Here is an 18,881-nt window from a genome sequence, read left to right as displayed (position 1 = left end):
AAATATGCGCCCGGCGTGAGCCGGCGCAGGGCGGAACGGAGACTTGGGGCGCTGATCGAATGCAACTCGATGAGCGCCTTACCGTTTCATTTTTCCGGAATAGCAGATAAGGAAACACCGTGAATCTCAACGCAACTCTGTTTGCGCAAATGGTCGTGTTCCTGGTCCTCGCGTGGTTCACGATGAAATTCGTGTGGCCGCCGTTGATCAACGCCCTCGACGAACGTTCGAAGAAGATCGCCGACGGCCTCGCCGCCGCGGAGAAGGGCAAGGCGGAACTCGAAGCAGCGCACAAGCGCGTGGACCAGGAACTCGCGCAGGCCCGCAACGACGGCCAGCAGCGCATCGCCGACGCTGAAAAGCGTGCACAGGCGGTCGCCGAGGAAATCAAGGCCAACGCCCAGGCTGAAGCCGCCCGCATCGTCGCCCAGGCGAAAGCGGAAGCAGAACAGCAAATCGTGAAGGCGCGCGAAGCGCTGCGTGGCGAAGTCGCCGCGCTGGCCGTGAAGGGCGCCGAGCAGATCCTGAAGCGCGAAGTCGATCAAACGGCCCACGCCCAACTGCTGAATCAACTGAAAGCCGAGCTCTGATCATGGCCGAACTTGCAACCATCGCCCGCCCTTACGCAGAAGCGCTGTTCCGCGTGGCCGAGGGAGGTGACATCGCCGCCTGGTCCACGCTCGTGCAAGAGCTGGCCCAGGTTGCGCGTCTGCCGGAAGTACTGTCGGTCGCGTCGAGCCCGAAGGTGACGCGCACGCAAGTGGCCGAGCTGCTGCTTGCTGCGGTGAAGTCGCCGCTCGCGGCTGGCGCCGAAGCGAAGAACTTCGTGCAGATGCTGGTCGACAATCATCGCATCGCGCTGCTGCCGGAAATCGCCGAGCAGTTCGAGGCGCTCAAGAACGAACGTGAAGGTGCAGCCGACGCCGAGATCGTGAGCGCGTTCCCGCTGAACGGCGCGGATCTCGAAAGCCTCGTCTCGGGCCTCGAACGCAAGTTCAAGCGCAAGCTGAAGCCGACGGTCGAAGTCGATTCGTCGCTGATCGGCGGCGTGCGCGTGACGGTCGGCGACGAAGTGCTCGACACCTCGGTTCGCGCGCGCCTCGCATCGATGCAGGCTGCGTTGACCGCCTGAGCGCCACGCCGGCACGCAACAGAATTGACTATCAGGAGCGAATAATGCAACTCAATCCCTCTGAGATCAGCGAGCTGATCAAGAGCCGGATCCAGGGCCTTGAAGCGAGCGCAGACGTTCGCAACCAGGGCACCGTGATCTCCGTGACCGACGGTATCGTGCGCATCCACGGCCTGTCGGACGTGATGCAGGGCGAAATGCTCGAGTTTCCGGGCAACACGTTCGGCCTCGCGCTGAACCTCGAGCGCGACTCGGTCGGCGCGGTGATTCTCGGCGAATACGAACACATTTCGGAAGGCGACATCGTCAAGACGACGGGCCGCATTCTCGAAGTCCCGGTCGGTCCGGAACTCGTCGGCCGCGTGGTCGATGCGCTCGGCAACCCGATCGACGGCAAGGGCCCGGTCAACGCGAAGCTGACCGACGCGATCGAAAAGATCGCCCCGGGCGTGATCTGGCGCAAGTCGGTGTCGCAGCCGGTGCAGACGGGCATCAAGTCGATCGACGCGATGGTGCCGATCGGCCGCGGCCAGCGTGAGCTGATCATCGGCGACCGTCAGTGCGGCAAGACCGCGGTGGCGCTCGACGCGATCATCAACCAGAAGGGCAAGGACCTGATCTGTATCTACGTCGCGATCGGCCAGAAGGCTTCGTCGATCATGAACGTGGTGCGCAAGCTCGAAGAAACGGGCGCGCTCGAATACACGATCGTCGTCGCCGCTTCGGCGTCGGATTCGGCTGCGATGCAGTACCTGGCACCGTACGCCGGCTGCACGATGGGCGAATACTTCCGCGATCGCGGCCAAGACGCGCTGATCATCTATGACGACTTGACCAAGCAGGCTTGGGCATACCGTCAGATCTCGCTGCTGCTGCGCCGCCCGCCGGGCCGTGAAGCATATCCGGGCGACGTGTTCTATCTGCACTCGCGTCTGCTCGAGCGTGCGGCTCGCGTGTCGGAAGAGTACGTCGAGAAGTTCACGAACGGCGAAGTGAAGGGCAAGAGCGGCTCGCTGACGGCACTGCCGGTCATCGAAACGCAGGCTGGCGACGTGACCGCGTTCGTTCCGACGAACGTGATCTCGATTACCGACGGCCAGATCTTCCTGGAAACCGACCTGTTCAACGCAGGCATCCGCCCGGCAATCAACGCCGGCGTGTCGGTGTCGCGCGTCGGTGGCGCGGCTCAGACGAAGGTCGTGAAGAAGCTGTCGGGCGGTATCCGTACCGACCTCGCGCAGTACCGTGAACTGGCCGCATTCGCGCAGTTCGCGTCGGACCTCGACGAAGCGACCCGCAAGCAGCTCGAGCGCGGCCGCCGCGTGACGGAACTGCTGAAGCAGCCGCAGTACCAGCCGCTGCAGGTGTGGGAACTGGCCGTGTCGCTGTACGCCGCGAACAACGGCTACCTCGACGATCTCGACGTCAAGCAAGTGCTGTCGTTCGAGAAGGGCCTGCGCGACAACCTGAAGACCAGCCACGCTGACCTCATCAAGCGCATCGAAGACACCAAGGATCTCTCGAAGGACGACGAAGGCGCGCTGCGCGCGGCGATCGAATCCTTCAAGAAGTCGGGTGCCTATTGATCCGCGAGTGACACACTGAGGCCGCGCGGGCCGCGTGATGCGCCCGCGCCGCTTCGGTCAAGGAGCAAGCTATGGCTGGAATGAAGGAAATTCGCGGCAAGATCAAGAGCGTGCAGAACACGCGCAAGATCACGAAGGCGATGGAGATGGTGGCCGCATCGAAGATGCGCCGCGCGCAGGAACGCATGCGCGCCGCTCGTCCGTATGCGGACAAGGTCCGTGCCATCGCCGCGCACATGAGCCGTGCGAACCCGGAGTACCGCCACCCGTTCATGGTGGCGAACGACGGCGCGCAGACGGCCGGCATCATCCTCGTCACGACGGACAAGGGTCTTTGCGGCGGTCTGAACACCAACGTGCTGCGCGCGACGGTGCAGAAGTTCAAGGAGCTGGAAGAGAAGGGCCAGAAGGTCGAAGCCACCGCAATCGGCGGCAAGGGTCTCGGGTTCCTGAACCGCTTCGGCGCGAAGGTGATGTCGCAGGTCGTGCACCTCGGCGACACCCCGCATCTGGACAAGCTGATCGGCGCCGTGAAGACGCAGCTCGATTTGTACTCGGAAGGCAAGCTGTCGGCGGTCTATATCGCTTACACGCGCTTCATCAACACGATGAAGCAGGAAGCCGTGATCGAGCAGCTGCTGCCGCTGTCGTCGGACCACTTCGACGCCAATGACGGTACGCCGGCCACGTCGTGGGACTACATCTACGAGCCGGACGCGCAGGCAGTCGTCGACGAACTGCTCGTGCGTTACGTCGAGGCGCTGGTGTACCAGGCCGTCGCGGAAAACATGGCGTCCGAGCAATCGGCGCGCATGGTCGCGATGAAGGCCGCGTCCGACAACGCGAAGACGGTGATCAGCGAACTGCAGCTCGTGTACAACAAGAGCCGCCAGGCCGCGATTACGAAAGAACTGTCGGAGATCGTCGGCGGCGCAGCCGCTGTTTAAGCGCGCGCCCGGGACGACAACTGCGCCTTTGCGCGAGTAAAGAATCAGGTATTTAAAGGAAAAGCGATGAGTACTGCTGCTTTGGTAGAAGGCAAGATCGTACAGTGCATCGGCGCCGTTATCGACGTGGAATTCCCGCGCGACAGCATGCCGAAGATCTACGACGCGCTCATTCTCGATGGCTCGGAACTGACGCTCGAAGTCCAGCAGCAGCTGGGCGACGGCGTGGTCCGTACCATCTGTCTGGGTGCATCCGACGGCCTGCGCCGCGGCCTGACCGTGAAGAACACGGCAAAGCCGATTTCGGTGCCGGTCGGCAAGCCGACCCTCGGTCGTATCATGGACGTGCTCGGCCGTCCGATCGACGAAGCCGGCCCGATCGAGAGCGAAACGACGCGTTCGATCCACCAGAAGGCTCCGGCGTTCGACGAACTGTCGCCGTCGACCGAACTGCTCGAAACGGGTATCAAGGTTATCGACCTGATCTGCCCGTTCGCAAAGGGCGGCAAGGTCGGCCTGTTCGGCGGTGCCGGCGTGGGCAAGACCGTCAACATGATGGAGCTCATCAACAACATCGCGAAGGAGCACGGCGGTTACTCCGTGTTCGCGGGCGTGGGCGAGCGTACCCGTGAAGGGAACGACTTCTACCACGAAATGAAGGACTCGAACGTTCTCGACAAGGTCGCGCTGGTGTACGGCCAGATGAACGAGCCGCCGGGCAACCGTCTGCGCGTCGCGCTGACCGGCCTGACGATGGCCGAGCACTTCCGTGACGAAGGCCTCGACGTGCTGTTCTTCGTCGACAACATCTACCGTTTCACGCTGGCCGGTACCGAAGTGTCGGCACTGCTCGGCCGTATGCCGTCGGCAGTGGGCTATCAGCCGACGCTGGCTGAAGAAATGGGCAAGCTGCAGGAACGCATCACGTCGACGAAGAAGGGCTCGATTACGTCGGTTCAGGCCGTGTACGTCCCTGCGGACGACTTGACCGACCCGTCGCCGGCTACGACCTTCGGCCACCTGGACGCAACCGTCGTTCTGTCGCGTGACATCGCGTCGCTGGGTATCTACCCGGCGGTCGACCCGCTCGACTCGACGTCGCGCCAGATCGACCCGAACGTGATCGGTGAAGAGCACTACTCGATCACCCGTCGCGTTCAGCAGACGCTGCAGCGCTACAAGGAACTGCGCGACATCATCGCGATTCTGGGCATGGACGAACTGTCGCCGGAAGACAAGCTGTCGGTCGCACGTGCGCGTAAGATCCAGCGTTTCCTGTCGCAGCCGTTCCACGTCGCTGAAGTGTTCACGGGTTCGCCGGGCAAGTACGTGCCGCTGAAGGAAACGATCCGTGGCTTCAAGATGATCGTCGACGGCGAGTGCGACCACCTGCCGGAACAGGCGTTCTACATGGTCGGCACGATCGACGAAGCCTTCGAAAAGGCCAAGAAGATCCAGTAAGGGCTTGAGTGAGTAGCACGCCGGCGTGGCCGGGTCGGGATCGACAGTCGAACTGCTGATTCCGGCTCCCGCGCCGATCGCAATACGCTCAACCCGCCGTGCATGGGACGAGGACAGGCGCCGCACGGCGTTCGTACTCGTCGACAGGAGTCGATATGGCAACCATCAAAGTAGACGTCGTCAGCGCGGAAGAGCAGATCTTCTCGGGCGAGGCGAAATTCGTCGCGCTGCCGGGCGAAACGGGTGAGCTGGGTATTCTGCCGGGTCACACGCCGCTGATCACGCGGATTCGTCCGGGTGCGGTGCGCATCGAAGTCGAGGGCGGCAACGACGAATTCGTGTTCGTCGCAGGCGGCATTCTCGAAGTGCAGCCGGGTGCCGTGACGGTGCTCGCCGATACCGCGATCCGCGGCAAGGACCTCGACGCGGCGAAAGCCGAGGAAGCACGCAAGCGTGCCGAGGAAACGCTGCAGAACGCGAAGTCGGACCTCGACCTCGCAAAGGCGCAATCCGAGCTCGCGACCGCGATGGCGCAGCTCGAGGCGATCCAGCGTCTCGCGAAGATTCGCAGCCGGCACTGAGCCGCGCGCGTATCCCCGCGAAAGAAAGCAGCCTTCGGGCTGCTTTTTTTTCGTCTGCCCGTTTTCGTCTGTTTTTACGGGCCGGATCGTATCGTCCGGTCGTGCTATTTCATCCGTCCGCTGCGGTTTGATGTCAGAGTATCGTCAGCAGAGCGCGGCATCATCCGCTTGGAGGCGGGCGCGCCATGCGCGGCGGCGCAGCCGCGCGAGCCGCGTGCCGCGGCCGATCAGACAAAACGGACGGAGACATCGATGGCAGCAGACCTTGGCAAGGGGGCGCTGATCGCGCCCGAAAACGGACTGTCGTATGTGCGCGGCGCGACCGACGTGCCGCTATCCGAAGCGACGATCAGCCGGTTCCTGCTCGACACGGCCGACCGCTTTCCGCAGCGACCGGCCGTCGTATTCCGCGAACAGCGGGTGCGTTGGACCTGGCGCGAGTTCGCGCACGAGATCGACGTGCTGGCCGCCGGCCTCGCCGCGCTCGGGATCGGGCGGGGCGATCGCGTCGGCATCTGGTCGCCGAACCGCAGCGAATGGCTGCTCACGCAGTTCGCGACCGCACGCATCGGCGCCATTCTCGTCAACATCAACCCGGCGTACCGGCTTGCGGAACTCGAATACGCGCTGAACAAGGTCGGGTGCAAGGCCGTGATCGCGGCCGAGCGCTTCAAGAGCTCCGCGTACGTCGAGATGCTGCAGACGATCGCGCCGGAGCTCGCGAGCGCGGCGCCGGGCGACCTGCACGCGGCGCGCGTGCCGAGCCTGCGCACGATCGTGTCGATGGGCGATGTGGCGCCAGCGGGGATGTTCCGGTTCGCGGACGTAATGGCGCGCGGTCGCGACACGCTGGACGCTGCACGGCTCGACGCAATCGGTGCAACGCTCGCATCGACCGATCCGATCAACATCCAGTTCACGAGCGGCACGACCGGCAATCCGAAGGGCGCGACGCTCACGCACCGCAACGTCGTCAATAACGCGCGCTCGATCGCGATGGCGATGCGCTTCACCGAACAGGACGCGCTGTGCATTCCCGTGCCGCTGTATCACTGCTTCGGGATGGTGCTAGCCGTGCTCGCGTGCGTGTCGACGGGCGCGGCGATGGTGTTTCCCGGCGAAGCGTTCGACCCGGTCGCGACACTCGCGTCCGTCGCAGAAGAACGCTGCACCGCGCTGCATGGCGTGCCGACGATGTTCATCGCCGAACTCGATCATCCGGACTTCGCGAAGTTCGATCTGTCGACGCTGCGCACCGGGATCATGGCAGGCTCGCCGTGTCCGATCGAGACGATGAAGCGCGTGGTGTCGCAGATGCATTTGTCCGAGATCACGATCGCCTACGGAATGACGGAGACGAGCCCCGTGTCGTTCCAGAGTTCGACCGACGATCCGCTCGAGAAGCGCACGACGACGGTTGGCCGCATCCAGCCGCATCTGGAGGTGAAGATCGTCGGGCCGGACGGCGACATCGTGCCGGTCGGCGCGACCGGCGAGCTGTGCACGAAGGGTTATTCGGTGATGCTCGGCTATTGGGACGACGACGCGAAGACGCGCGAAGTGCTGATCGACGGCTGGATGCACACGGGCGATCTGGCGACGCTCGACGCGGATGGCTACTGCAACATCGTCGGCCGGCTGAAGGACATGGTGATCCGCGGCGGCGAGAACGTGTATCCGCGCGAGATCGAGGAATTCCTGTTCCGCCATCCCAAGATTCAGAGCGCACAGGTATTCGGCGTGCCCGATCCCAAATATGGCGAGGAGCTGTGCGCGTGGATCGTGCTGCGCGCGGACGAGCAGATGACCGAGGACGACGTGCGCGCGTTCTGCCAAGGGCAGATCGCGCACTACAAGATTCCGCGCTATATCCGGTTCGTCGACGAGCTGCCGATGACGGTGACGGGCAAAGTGCAGAAGTTCGTAATGCGCGAGCGGATGATCGACGAACTGAAGCTCGACGTGCAGAAGACCGCGTAAGCGGTTCGGCGGGCGGGAAAATGCGGCGGCCTGCGGGCCGTCGCATGTCGACGGCGCGGCGGTTGCGTTTTCGATGGACGAAAAAAAGCGGGCTTATTAGCCCGCTAAAAACCACACGCTACGGGGTTAGCGCGAGGAGACCAAAGATGAAACCGGATCCGGCGGGGGGCCGGAAACGACTCCAACAGGGATGCCCCTCGGAAGGGCTTCGGTACGTGACCGACTGGCTCGCAGCGCTTCGCGTCCGCTCACACTTGGCACACGAGACCGCATCCGTGTTGAAACCGTTGAGGCCATTGTGGGCGAATTGACGTGCCATCGCGGTAACAAAGTGTTTCAGGTTGTAACGCCCGCCAGATAAGGCTTTGCGGGATTTTTTGCTGTTTTCGGGGTACTGAGAAAGGTCATATTTACCCATTTATTCCGCAGAGTTTTCATCATATGCGTATCACGCGTTTTTTATGCGTTTTCACGCCGGTGAATGGCGCATTTACACGCCCGAACGTGCATCGCGTGATAGCGACCGTGTATGACGATTCATTCGTCAGAAAGATTTTGAAACGCGATCGGTGTAAGCGGTAGTCGGCCATTCGGCCGGTTTTTTCGATTTCGCGCCGGTCGGCGCTGCGGAAGCTGTAACGGCAGCGCGCCGATCGGGGCGCCGGACACGCCGCATCCCGTGTTCGCCGCCGGCACTGGCGAGCCCGATACCCGCTGCCGGCGGCCCAGGCCGCGCACGCGCGTGATTACTTCAGCCACCGGTCCGACGTTGCCTGGTATTCGCCGGCCAATAGTGCGAGATGCAGCCACTGATCGACGTACTGCTGGAACACGACGTCGCCGCGCGGCACCATGTACGCCTTTTCGCCGAACTGGAACGGCTTGTCCGGATGCACCGAACACAGGCCCGGATTCAGCTTCTGCTGCAGCAGCGTCTCGGACGCGTCGGTCACCATCACATCGGCGTTGCCGGCGAGGATCTGCTTGAAGATCGTCACGTTGTCCGGATAGACGCTCAGCTTCGCGTGCGTGAAGAATTGCTTCGCGAAGCGCTCGTTGGTGCCGCCGGGGTTGACGATCACGCGCGTGTCGGGCCGGTCGATCTGTGCGACGGTCTGGTACTTGTCGACGTCCGCGCAACGCACGATCGGCGTCTTGCCGTCGACGACATACGGCTGCGTGAAGAACGCGCGCTTCTGCCGCTCGAGCGTCGTCGATACGCCGCCCACCGCGATGTCGCACTTCGCGACGAAGTCGTTCGTCAGGTTCGACCAGCTCGTCTTCACGAATTCGGCCTTCACGCCGAGCGATTTCGCGAGCGATTCCGCCATGTCGATGTCGATGCCCTCGAAGCGGCCGTCCGTTCGGTAGTACGAATACGGTTTGTAATCGCCCGTCGTGCAGACGCGCAGCGTGCCGCGCGCGAGCACGTCGTCGAGCCGCGAGCCGGTCGACGCGGCGGCCGGCGCAGCGGAAGTCGCGCTCTGCGCGTGCGCGGCAGCACAGAACAGGGTGACGGCGGCGAGCGCGGCCAGCGTGGCGAATGTCTTCATTGGTCTCCTCCTGGTTCGGTTTGATATCAGCGTCCGATCATAACGGACGCATCGCGCGCGTCATATGGCCGCCATCGCATCGGCATACGCGGCCGCGCGACGCTGCTCCGGTAAAATGCCGGTTTGCTCTCGCTTCGTCGCTCCTACCGTGGCCCATACCCTGCTCAACGACACCTTCCTGCGTGCGCTTCTGCGCGAGCCGACCGACTACACGCCGATCTGGCTGATGCGTCAGGCGGGCCGCTATCTGCCCGAGTACAACGCGACGCGCGCGCGCGCCGGCAGTTTCCTCGGGCTCGCGAAGAATCCCGACTACGCGACCGAGGTGACGCTGCAGCCGCTCGAGCGCTTTCCGCTCGATGCCGCGATCCTGTTCTCGGACATCCTGACGATTCCCGACGCAATGGGGCTCGGCCTCGACTTCCAGGTGGGCGAAGGGCCGAAGTTCGCACACCCGGTGCGCACGGAGGCCGACGTCGCGAAGCTCGCGGTGCCCGACATCGACGCGACGCTCGGCTACGTAACGGGCGCCGTGCGCGAAATCCGCCGCGCACTGACCGACGGCCAGGGGCGGCAGCGCGTGCCGCTGATCGGCTTCTCGGGCAGCCCGTGGACACTCGCGTGTTACATGGTCGAAGGCGGCGGGTCGGACGATTTCCGCACCGTGAAGTCGATGGCGTACTCGCGGCCCGACCTGATGCACCGGATCCTCGACGTGAACGCGCAGGCGGTGGCCGCGTACCTGAACGCGCAGATCGAAGCCGGCGCGCAAGCCGTGATGATCTTCGATACGTGGGGCGGCGCGCTGGCGGACGGTGCGTACCAGCGCTTCTCGCTCGACTACATTCGTCGCGTAGTCGCGCAGCTCAAGCGCGAGCATGACGGCGAGCGCGTGCCGGTGATCACGTTCACCAAGGGCGGCGGGCTGTGGCTGGAGGAAATTGCAGCGACCGGCGTCGACGCGGTCGGGCTCGACTGGACGGTCAATCTCGGTGCCGCGCGCGAACGCGTCGCGGGGCGCGTTGCGCTGCAGGGCAACCTCGACCCGACGATCCTGTTTGCGCCGCCGGCGGCGGTGCGCGAACAGGCGCGGGCGGTCCTCGACAGCTACGGCAACCATCCGGGCCACGTGTTCAACCTCGGCCACGGCATCTCGCAGTTCACGTCGCCGGATCACGTCGCCGAGCTGGTCGACGAAGTCCATAGCCACAGCCGGAAGATCCGTAGCCGAGCCGCGGGCTGAGCGCAAGCGCCGTCGTGCTGCGGTGCGGGGTGACGGCGTTTCGTTGCGCGCACTAAACAGGGCGCAACCCCGCACCGGTTGCCGATTCCCGGCTTGTCAAGACTTGACTTATGCACATTTTCCACGTTGCAGCGCGGTAGAGCCCTGCATCGGTCGAATTGTCTCGCTATGGTTTGGGAATTTGAATAGCAGCCTTATGGAATAAGGCTTCGCGGGGCATCACCGGCAGCGGGCCAAAGCAGCGGAAAGCACGGCCCCGCGCGCTTCGCGGCCGTCGAGCGCCGAGTTCTCAACAAAGTTATCCACAGGCTGGCCAGGGTATACGGCGATTCCTAATGCGAATCCAAAACTTAGCGCCGAATCTGAAGTTTTACTTTAAGTTCGCGCCCGTGACGAGGACGCGGGTTCAGGCCGTCTGCGTCGTGCTGGCCCTTATGCGGGACGGAGCATCACGATGAGCGATACCTATCTGCGCGTCGCCCTCGACCATCCGCTCGCGACACTGTTCGACTACCGTTGCGATGCGCAGCCCGCGCCCGAACCCGGCACACTGGTGCAGGTGCCGTTCGGCAAACGCCAAGTGGTCGGGCTCGTTTGCGAAGTAACGACTCACACCGATGTACCGCCGTCGCGGCTGCGGGCGATCGACGCGATCTGCACTGAACTGCCGCCGCTGGCGCCGGATTGGCTCGCGCTCGTGTCGTTCGCGGCCGATTATTACCAGCGCGGTCGAGGCGAAGTCGCGCTGCCGGCGCTGCCGCAGGCGCTGCGCGACGCCGACCGCTGGGGGCGGTTGCTCGCGCCGGAAGTGCGCTACCGGCTGACCGACGCCGGCCGTGCCGCGCTTCCCGACGCACTGCCCGCTCGCGGCGCCGCGTTGCGCCGACTCGCGCAGGCGCTCGCGGACACCGATTCGTTGACGTTGCCCGATGCGCGCGCATTGCATCCCAAGGCAGTTGCGACGCTCGACGACTGGGCGACGCGCGGCTGGGTCGCAATCGACGAGATCGGCTGGGCCGATACGCCTGTGCCCAAAGCTGTGGATAACCTGCCGACAACCAGTGGACGAGCTGTGCCGCCGGCGCTCACCGACCAGCAAGCCGAGGCGCTCGACGCGATCCGCGCGGCGCAGGGTTTCGCGCCTTTCCTGCTGCATGGCGTGACGGGCAGCGGCAAGACCGAGGTCTATTTGCATGCGCTTGCGGCGCTGCTCGATGCGCGCGCGGACGCACAGGCGCTCGTGCTCGTGCCCGAAATCAATCTGACGCCGCAGTTCGAGGCCGCGTTTCGCGCACGCTTCGCGGGTACGCTCGCCGACGATGCGATCGTCACGTTGCACAGCGGGCTCGCCGAGGGTGAGCGTGCGCGCAATTGGCTCGCCGCGCACACCGGCCGCGCGCGGATCGTGCTCGGCACACGACTCGCGGTGCTTGCGTCGCTGCCGACGCTCGCGCTGATCGTCGTCGACGAGGAACACGAACCCGCGTACAAGCAGCAGGAAGGGCTGCGCTATTCGGCGCGCGATCTCGCGGTGTGGCGCGCGAAGCATCTTGGGATACCTGTCGTGCTCGGCTCGGCGACGCCGTCGCTGGAGAGCTGGTGGCAGGCCGAACAAGGCCGTTACACGCGGCTCACGCTGTCGCGCCGCGCGGTGGCCGACGCGACGCTGCCGACCGTGCGGCTGATCGATCTCGAGGAGGAGCGGCGGCGCGGCCGTGCGTCGATGGGCGGGCTGTCGGGGCCGCTGGTCGCGGCGCTGAAGGCGCGGCTCGAGCGCGGCGAACAGAGTCTCGTTTTCCTGAATCGGCGCGGCTACGCACCGCAGCTCGCATGCGACGCATGCGGCTGGGTCGCCGGCTGTCCGCGCTGCAGCGCATACGTGGTGTTGCACAAGCCCGAGCACGCGTTGCGCTGCCATCACTGCGGGTGGGAAGCGCGCATTCCGCGCTCGTGCCCCGAATGCGGAAACATCGATATCGCGCCGCTCGGGCGCGGCACGCAGCGTATCGAGGAGGCGCTTGCCGACGCTGTGCCGGGCGCGCGGATCCTGCGAATCGACGCGGACAGCACGCGGCGCAAGGGTAGCGCGCAGGCGCTGTTCTCGGACGTGCACGCCGGCGAGGTCGACATTCTGGTCGGCACGCAGATGATCGCGAAAGGGCACGACTTCCAGCGCGTGTCGCTCGTCGGCGTGCTCAATGCCGACACCGCGCTGTTTTCGCACGACTTCCGCGCGAGCGAGCGGCTGTTCGCGCAGCTGATGCAGGTGAGCGGCCGCGCGGGGCGCGCAGGCCTGCCGGGCGAGGTGCTCGTGCAGACGCGCTATCCGCGTCACGCGCTGTACCACGCGCTCGGCCGACAGGATTACATCGGCTTTGCGAATTCGACGCTCGGCGAGCGCCGCGACGCGCATCTGCCGCCGTTCGTCTACCAGGCGCTGCTGCGTGCCGAAGGACGCACGCTCGATGCGGCGCTCGCGTTCCTGCTGCAGGCCGCGGCCGCGTTGCCGGGGTTGCCGGGCGCCGATCGCGTGACCGTCTACGATGCGGTGCCGATGACGATCGTGAAGGTCGCGAATGTGCATCGCGCGCAGTTGCTGCTCGAAAGTGCGTCGCGCAGCGCGCTGCAGCATGCGCTCCGTGCATGGCAGCCGGAGCTGCGCGCCCTGAAGGGCGTGCTGCGATGGAGCGTCGAGGTCGATCCGCTGGATATCTGACCAAAGCGTCGCGGTGGCGGACGCGGGTGTTTAGGCGCCCGGACGAGCTCGCCGAGCGCCGCGACCGCACCGGCCCACTCGCTTACTCGCCCACTCGCCCACTCGCCCGACGGCCCCCCACGCGCACGCGCCGCGCGATTCCCGCTCCCGCTTAGGCCGCCGGATTCAACTGGCGTCCACAGTGCAACCCACCTTTTCGCGCAAGCGCGCCCCCAAAAGGTTGCTCCGCGCCCGGCAAACCTGCCCGCTCAGGGAAAACACCGATCCGCCGACCGCGGGCAACCCCTAGGTTGCAACCCGCTAAGTGGCTGATTATATTGGCTAACTTGTGGGTGCAACCGATCGCGCAATTTGGTTGCACCTTTTTATTGCGTGCCGTAGGATTTCGCGCATCCTCTCACACCATTTCGCCGGCCCTGCACCGGCGCACGAACCCACCATGGCAAGCACGACCCTCGGCGTCAAAGTCGACGACCTCCTCCGCTCGCGCCTGAAAGACGCGGCGACGCGTCTCGAGCGTACTCCCCACTGGCTGATCAAGCAGGCGATCTTCGCGTATCTGGAGCGGATCGAGCACGGTCAACTCCCGCCCGAGCTGTCGGGCAGCAGTGGCGTGACGGAGCTCGCTGACGGCCACGCGACGGACGACGACGACAACTCGCCGCATCCGTTCCTCGAGTTCGCGCAGAACGTGCAGCCGCAATCGGTGCTGCGTGCGGCGATCACGGCCGCGTATCGCCGCCCCGAGCCGGAATGCGTGCCGTTCCTGTTGGGTCAGGCACGCCTGCCCGCGAACCTGCAGGCGGACGTGCAGGCGCTCGCGACGCAGCTCGTCGAAGCGCTGCGCGAGAAGAGCTCGGGGGGCGGCGTCGAAGGCCTGATCCACGAGTTCTCGCTGTCGAGCCAGGAAGGCGTCGCGCTGATGTGCCTCGCCGAAGCGCTGCTGCGCATTCCCGATCGCGCGACGCGCGACGCGCTGATCCGCGACAAGATCAGCAAGGGCGACTGGCGCTCGCACGTCGGTCACGCGCCGTCGCTGTTCGTGAACGCGGCGACCTGGGGCCTGATGATCACCGGCAAGCTCGTGACCACCAATAGCGAAGCCGGGCTGTCGTCGGCGCTCACGCGCCTGATCGGCCGCGGCGGCGAGCCGCTGATCCGCAAGGGCGTCGACATGGCAATGCGGCTGATGGGCGAGCAGTTCGTCACTGGCGAGACGATTTCCGAAGCGCTGGCGAACAGCCGCAAGTACGAAGCGCGCGGCTTCCGCTACTCGTACGACATGCTCGGCGAAGCGGCGACGACCGAAGAGGACGCGCAACGCTACTACGCGTCGTACGAGCAGGCGATCCACGCGATCGGCAAGGCGGCCGGCGGGCGCGGCATCTACGAAGGCCCGGGCATCTCGATCAAGCTGTCGGCGCTGCACGCGCGCTACTCGCGCTCGCAGCAGGACCGCACGATGAGCGAGCTGTTGCCGCGCGTGCGTGCGCTCGCGCTGCTGGCGCGCCGCTACGACATCGGCCTGAACATCGACGCGGAAGAAGCCGACCGTCTCGAACTGTCGCTCGACCTGCTGGAAGCGCTGTGCTTCGACCCGGAACTCGCGGGCTGGAACGGCATCGGCTTCGTCGTGCAGGGCTATCAGAAGCGCTGTCCGTTCGTGATCGACTACCTGATCGACCTCGCGCGCCGCAGCCGTCATCGCCTGATGATCCGCCTCGTCAAGGGCGCGTACTGGGACACCGAAATCAAGCGGGCGCAGGTCGACGGCCTCGAAGGCTATCCGGTCTACACGCGCAAGATCTACACGGACGTGTCGTACCTCGCATGCGCGAAGAAGCTGCTCGCGGCGCCCGACGCCGTCTATCCGCAGTTCGCGACGCACAACGCGTACACGCTGGCCGCGATCTATCACCTGGCCGGCCAGAACTACTACCCGGGCCAGTACGAATTCCAGTGCCTGCACGGGATGGGCGAGCCGCTGTACGAGGAAGTCACGGGCCGCGACAAGCTGAACCGTCCGTGTCGCGTGTACGCACCGGTCGGCACGCATGAGACGCTGCTCGCGTACCTCGTGCGCCGTCTGCTCGAGAACGGCGCGAACACGTCGTTCGTGAACCGCATCGCGGACAAGACGGTGTCGGTGAAGGAGCTGGTCGCCGATCCGGTCGACGAGGCATCGAAGGTCGTGCCGCTCGGCGCGCCGCACGCGAAGATCCCGCTGCCGCGCAACCTGTACGGCGACGAGCGCCCCAACTCGATGGGCCTCGACCTGTCGAACGAACACCGTCTCGCGTCGCTGTCGTCGGCGCTGCTGGCAAGCGCGCACCATCCGTGGCGCGCGGCGCCGATGCTCGCCGACGACGCGCTCGCCGACGCACCGGCGCGCGACGTGCGCAACCCGGCCGACCTGCGCGACGTGGTCGGCACGGTCAGCGAAGCCACGGCCGAGCACGTGAGCGCAGCGCTTGCGCACGCGGTGGCTGCGGCGCCGATCTGGCAGGCGACGCCGGTCGACGCGCGCGCCGACTGCCTGGTGCGCGCGGCCGACCTGCTCGAAGCGCAGATGCACACGCTGATGGGCCTGATCGTGCGCGAAGCCGGCAAGTCGCTGCCGAACGCGATCGCCGAAATCCGTGAAGCCGTCGACTTCCTGCGCTATTACGCCGCGCAGATTCGCGACGAGTTTTCGAACGACACGCACCGTCCGCTCGGCCCCGTGGTCTGCATCAGTCCGTGGAATTTCCCGCTCGCGATCTTCATGGGCCAGGTCGCCGCTGCGCTCGCGGCCGGCAACACGGTGCTCGCGAAGCCGGCCGAACAAACGCCGCTGATCGCCGCACAAGCGGTGCGGCTGCTGCGCGAGGCCGGCGTGCCGGCCGGTGCGGTGCAGCTGCTGCCGGGCACCGGCGAGACCGTCGGCGCGGCGCTGGTCGCCGATCCGCGCACGCGTGCGGTGATGTTTACCGGCTCGACCGAAGTCGCGCGCCTGATCAACAAGACGCTGTCCGCACGCCTCGACCCGGACGGCAAGCCGATTCCGCTGATCGCGGAAACGGGCGGCCAGAACGCGATGATCGTCGACTCGTCGGCACTCGCGGAGCAGGTCGTCGCGGACGTGCTGCAGTCGTCGTTCGACTCGGCCGGTCAACGGTGCTCGGCGCTGCGCGTTCTGTGTCTGCAGGACGACGTGGCGGACCGCACGTTGACGATGTTGAAGGGCGCCATGCACGAGCTGGCGCTCGGCAACCCGGACCGGCTGTCGACCGACGTCGGCCCGGTGATCGACGCCGAAGCGAAACAGACGATCGACACGCACGTCGCCGCGATGAAGGAAAAGGGCCACGCGGTCACGCAGCTGCCGATGCCCGACGCGTGCGCGCACGGCACGTTCGTGCCGCCGACGCTGATCGAAATCGGCAGCATCGACGAGCTGAAGCGTGAAGTGTTCGGCCCGGTGCTGCACGTCGTGCGCTACCGCCGCAGCCAGCTCGACAAGCTGCTCGACCAGATCCGCGCGACCGGCTACGGCCTGACGCTCGGGATCCACACGCGGATCGACGAGACGATCGCACACGTGATCTCGAACGCGCACGTCGGCAACATCTACGTGAACCGCAACGTGATCGGCGCGGTGGTCGGCGTGCAGCCGTTCGGCGGCGAAGGGCTGTCGGGTACCGGCCCGAAGGCCGGCGGCGCGCTGTATCTGCAGCGCCTGCTTGCGACGCGTCCGTCGGGGCTGCCGCGTTCGCTCGCGGCGTCGCTGGTCGCGGACGGCGCGCCCGGCGGCGACGCGCGCGGCAATCCGGCGGCGGCGCTCACCGCGCTGCGCGACTGGCTGATCGAGCAGCGCGAGCCGGCGCTGGCTGCACGCTGCGACGGCTACCTCGCACAGGTGCCGGCCGGCGCAACCGCGGTGCTGACGGGCCCGACGGGCGAACGAAACACGTATACACTCGGCCCGCGCGGCACGGTGTTGTGTGTCGCGGCGACGCCGGGCGGCGCGCGCGCGCAGTTCGCGGCGGTGCTCGCGACGGGCAACCGCGCGTTGTTCGCAGGTGCTGCGGGCGAGGCGCTGGTCGCCGCGCTGCCGGCTGCGCTGAAGGCGCACGCGGCCGTGCGCAAGCAGGCGGACGCGCCGTTCGATGCGGTGCTGTTCGAAGGCGACAGCGACGAACTGCAGACGCTCGTGAAGGACGTCGCGCAGCGCCCGGGCCCGATCGTGTCGGTGCAGGGCGTGTCGGCGGGCGCGTTCGAGAACGGCGATGCGGAAGACTACGCGCTCGAGCGCCTGCTGACGGAGCGCTCGGTGAGCGTGAACACGGCGGCGGCGGGCGGCAATGCGAATTTGATGACGATCGGCTGACCATCCTTGCCGTTCGGATCAAACAAAGGAAGCGGCTAGGCGATCCCGAAGCCGCTCCATTTACCCTGGTACCAAGGAGATGCTATGCAACACACGATGAAAAAGCTGGCAGGCGCGACGTTCGTCGCTGTCATGTCGCTGGCGGGGACGGCTCACGCGGACGACGTGAAAATCGGTTACGCAGGGCCGATGACGGGCGCGCAGGCGCACTACGGCAAGGATATGCAGAACGGGATCGCGCTCGCGCTGGAAGACTTCAACGCGACCAGCCCGAAGATCGGCGGCAAGCCGGTGAAGTTCGTGCTCGAGACGCAAGACGACCAGGCTGACCCGCGCACCGGCACGACGGTCGCGCAGAAGCTCGTCGACGACGGCATCAAGGGCATGCTCGGCCACTTCAACTCGGGCACGACGATTCCCGCATCGCGCATCTACGCGAACGCGGGCATCCCGCAAATCGCGATGGCGACGGCGCCGGAATACACGCAGCAGGGTTACAAGACGACCTTCCGCATGATGACGTCCGACACGCAGCAGGGCTCGGTGGCGGGCACGTTCGCGTCGAAGGACCTCGGCATGAAGAAGATCGCGATCGTCGACGACCGCACGGCCTACGGCCAGGGTCTCGCCGACCAGTTCGAGAAGGCCGCGAAGGCCGGCGGCGCGACGATCGTCGACCGCGAATTCACGAACGACAAGGCCGTCGACTTCAAGGCGATTCTGACGAAGCTGAAGGCAGCGAAGCCGGACCTCGTCTACTACGGCGGTGCGGATTCGCAGGCCGCGCCGATGGTCAAGCAGATGAAGGCGCTCGGCATCACCGCCCCGCTGATGAGCGGCGAAATGGTGAAGACGCCGACGTTCCTGAAGATCGCGGGCAACGCGGCCGAAGGCACGATCGCATCGCTGGCCGGTCTCCCGCTCGACGAAATGCCGGGCGGCAAGGCGTACGCCGACAAGTACAAGAAGCGCTTCGGCGAAGACGTGCAGACGTACTCGCCGTACGCGTACGACGGCGCGATGGCGATGCTGAACGCGATGAAGAAGGCCGATTCGACCGATCCGGCGAAGTACCTGCCGGTGCTCGCGAAGACCGACATGGCCGGTGTCACGTCGACGCACGTCGCGTACGACGCGAAGGGCGACCTGAAGAACGGCGGCATCACGATGTACAAGGTCGAGAAGGGCGAGTGGAAGCCGCTGAAGAGCATCGGCGGCAAGTAAGCTCGACGTGAGCTGCGGGCGGCGTCGAACGGCGCCGCTTCGCCGATCATGCGACAAAGCCACCGGGCCGTCGGCTCCGGTGGCTTTTT

12 protein-coding genes are annotated in these 18,881 nt (G+C 65.7%); 11 read left to right on the top strand and 1 reads right to left on the bottom strand.

Annotated features, from left to right (window positions below):
* The first annotated feature begins 119 nt into the window (after nucleotides 1-119).
* From KDW55_RS21670 to KDW55_RS21640, 7 genes are all read left to right on the top strand, one after another.
* The gene (locus KDW55_RS21670; RefSeq protein ID WP_006401466.1) at nucleotides 120-590 is read left to right on the top strand and encodes a F0F1 ATP synthase subunit B; all 471 of its coding nucleotides are present in this window, start codon (nucleotides 120-122) and stop codon (nucleotides 588-590) included.
* A 2-nt stretch (nucleotides 591-592) separates the two neighbouring features.
* Nucleotides 593-1,132: a F0F1 ATP synthase subunit delta gene (locus KDW55_RS21665; protein WP_040142773.1), complete on the top strand. Its 540-nt coding sequence runs from the start codon at nucleotides 593-595 to the stop codon at nucleotides 1,130-1,132.
* A 44-nt stretch (nucleotides 1,133-1,176) separates the two neighbouring features.
* Nucleotides 1,177-2,718, top strand: coding sequence for a F0F1 ATP synthase subunit alpha (gene atpA, locus KDW55_RS21660; protein ID WP_040142775.1), 1,542 nt, complete (start codon nucleotides 1,177-1,179; stop codon nucleotides 2,716-2,718).
* Nucleotides 2,719-2,789: 71 nt separating this feature from the next.
* Nucleotides 2,790-3,665 (top strand): F0F1 ATP synthase subunit gamma, encoded by an 876-nt coding sequence (gene atpG / locus KDW55_RS21655; protein WP_040142777.1) that lies wholly within the window; start codon nucleotides 2,790-2,792, stop codon nucleotides 3,663-3,665.
* 66 nt (nucleotides 3,666-3,731) lie between these two features.
* Nucleotides 3,732-5,126, top strand: coding sequence for a F0F1 ATP synthase subunit beta (gene atpD, locus KDW55_RS21650; RefSeq protein ID WP_031397079.1), 1,395 nt, complete (start codon nucleotides 3,732-3,734; stop codon nucleotides 5,124-5,126).
* Nucleotides 5,127-5,281: 155 nt separating this feature from the next.
* Nucleotides 5,282-5,707, top strand: a complete 426-nt coding sequence (locus KDW55_RS21645) for a F0F1 ATP synthase subunit epsilon (RefSeq protein ID WP_006477288.1) — start codon at nucleotides 5,282-5,284, stop codon at nucleotides 5,705-5,707.
* A gap of 252 nt (nucleotides 5,708-5,959) precedes the next feature.
* The gene (locus tag KDW55_RS21640; protein ID WP_212161036.1) at nucleotides 5,960-7,687 is read left to right on the top strand and encodes an AMP-binding protein; all 1,728 of its coding nucleotides are present in this window, start codon (nucleotides 5,960-5,962) and stop codon (nucleotides 7,685-7,687) included.
* Nucleotides 7,688-8,433: 746 nt separating this feature from the next.
* Here the strand turns inward: KDW55_RS21640 and KDW55_RS21635 are convergent.
* Nucleotides 8,434-9,240, bottom strand: a complete 807-nt coding sequence (locus KDW55_RS21635) for a transporter substrate-binding domain-containing protein (protein ID WP_212161037.1) — start codon at nucleotides 9,238-9,240, stop codon at nucleotides 8,434-8,436.
* 148 nt (nucleotides 9,241-9,388) lie between these two features.
* Here KDW55_RS21635 and hemE point away from each other — a divergent pair, with 148 nt between their 5' ends.
* The 4 genes from hemE (at nucleotide 9,389) to KDW55_RS21615 (ending at nucleotide 18,792) form a co-directional block, all read left to right on the top strand.
* A complete protein-coding gene (hemE, locus tag KDW55_RS21630) occupies nucleotides 9,389-10,483 on the top strand; it encodes a uroporphyrinogen decarboxylase (protein WP_280902597.1) in 1,095 nt (364 codons plus the stop codon).
* Between the two features lie 454 nt (nucleotides 10,484-10,937).
* Entirely contained in the window at nucleotides 10,938-13,199 is a 2,262-nt protein-coding gene (locus KDW55_RS21625) for a primosomal protein N' (RefSeq protein WP_212198036.1), read from the top strand.
* Between the two features lie 439 nt (nucleotides 13,200-13,638).
* The gene (gene putA / locus KDW55_RS21620) at nucleotides 13,639-17,568 is read left to right on the top strand and encodes a trifunctional transcriptional regulator/proline dehydrogenase/L-glutamate gamma-semialdehyde dehydrogenase (protein ID WP_209821349.1); all 3,930 of its coding nucleotides are present in this window, start codon (nucleotides 13,639-13,641) and stop codon (nucleotides 17,566-17,568) included.
* Between the two features lie 84 nt (nucleotides 17,569-17,652).
* Entirely contained in the window at nucleotides 17,653-18,792 is a 1,140-nt protein-coding gene (locus KDW55_RS21615; RefSeq protein ID WP_040142790.1) for a branched-chain amino acid ABC transporter substrate-binding protein, read from the top strand.
* Nucleotides 18,793-18,881: the final 89 nt, after the last annotated feature.

Origin of the sequence: Burkholderia sp. AU19243 (assembly GCF_018148075.1) — a bacterium.
Classification (GTDB): domain Bacteria; phylum Pseudomonadota; class Gammaproteobacteria; order Burkholderiales; family Burkholderiaceae; genus Burkholderia; species Burkholderia latens_A.
The sequence above is the reverse complement of the archived record's forward strand: the minus strand, read 5'-3'. Positions and strand labels throughout refer to the sequence as shown.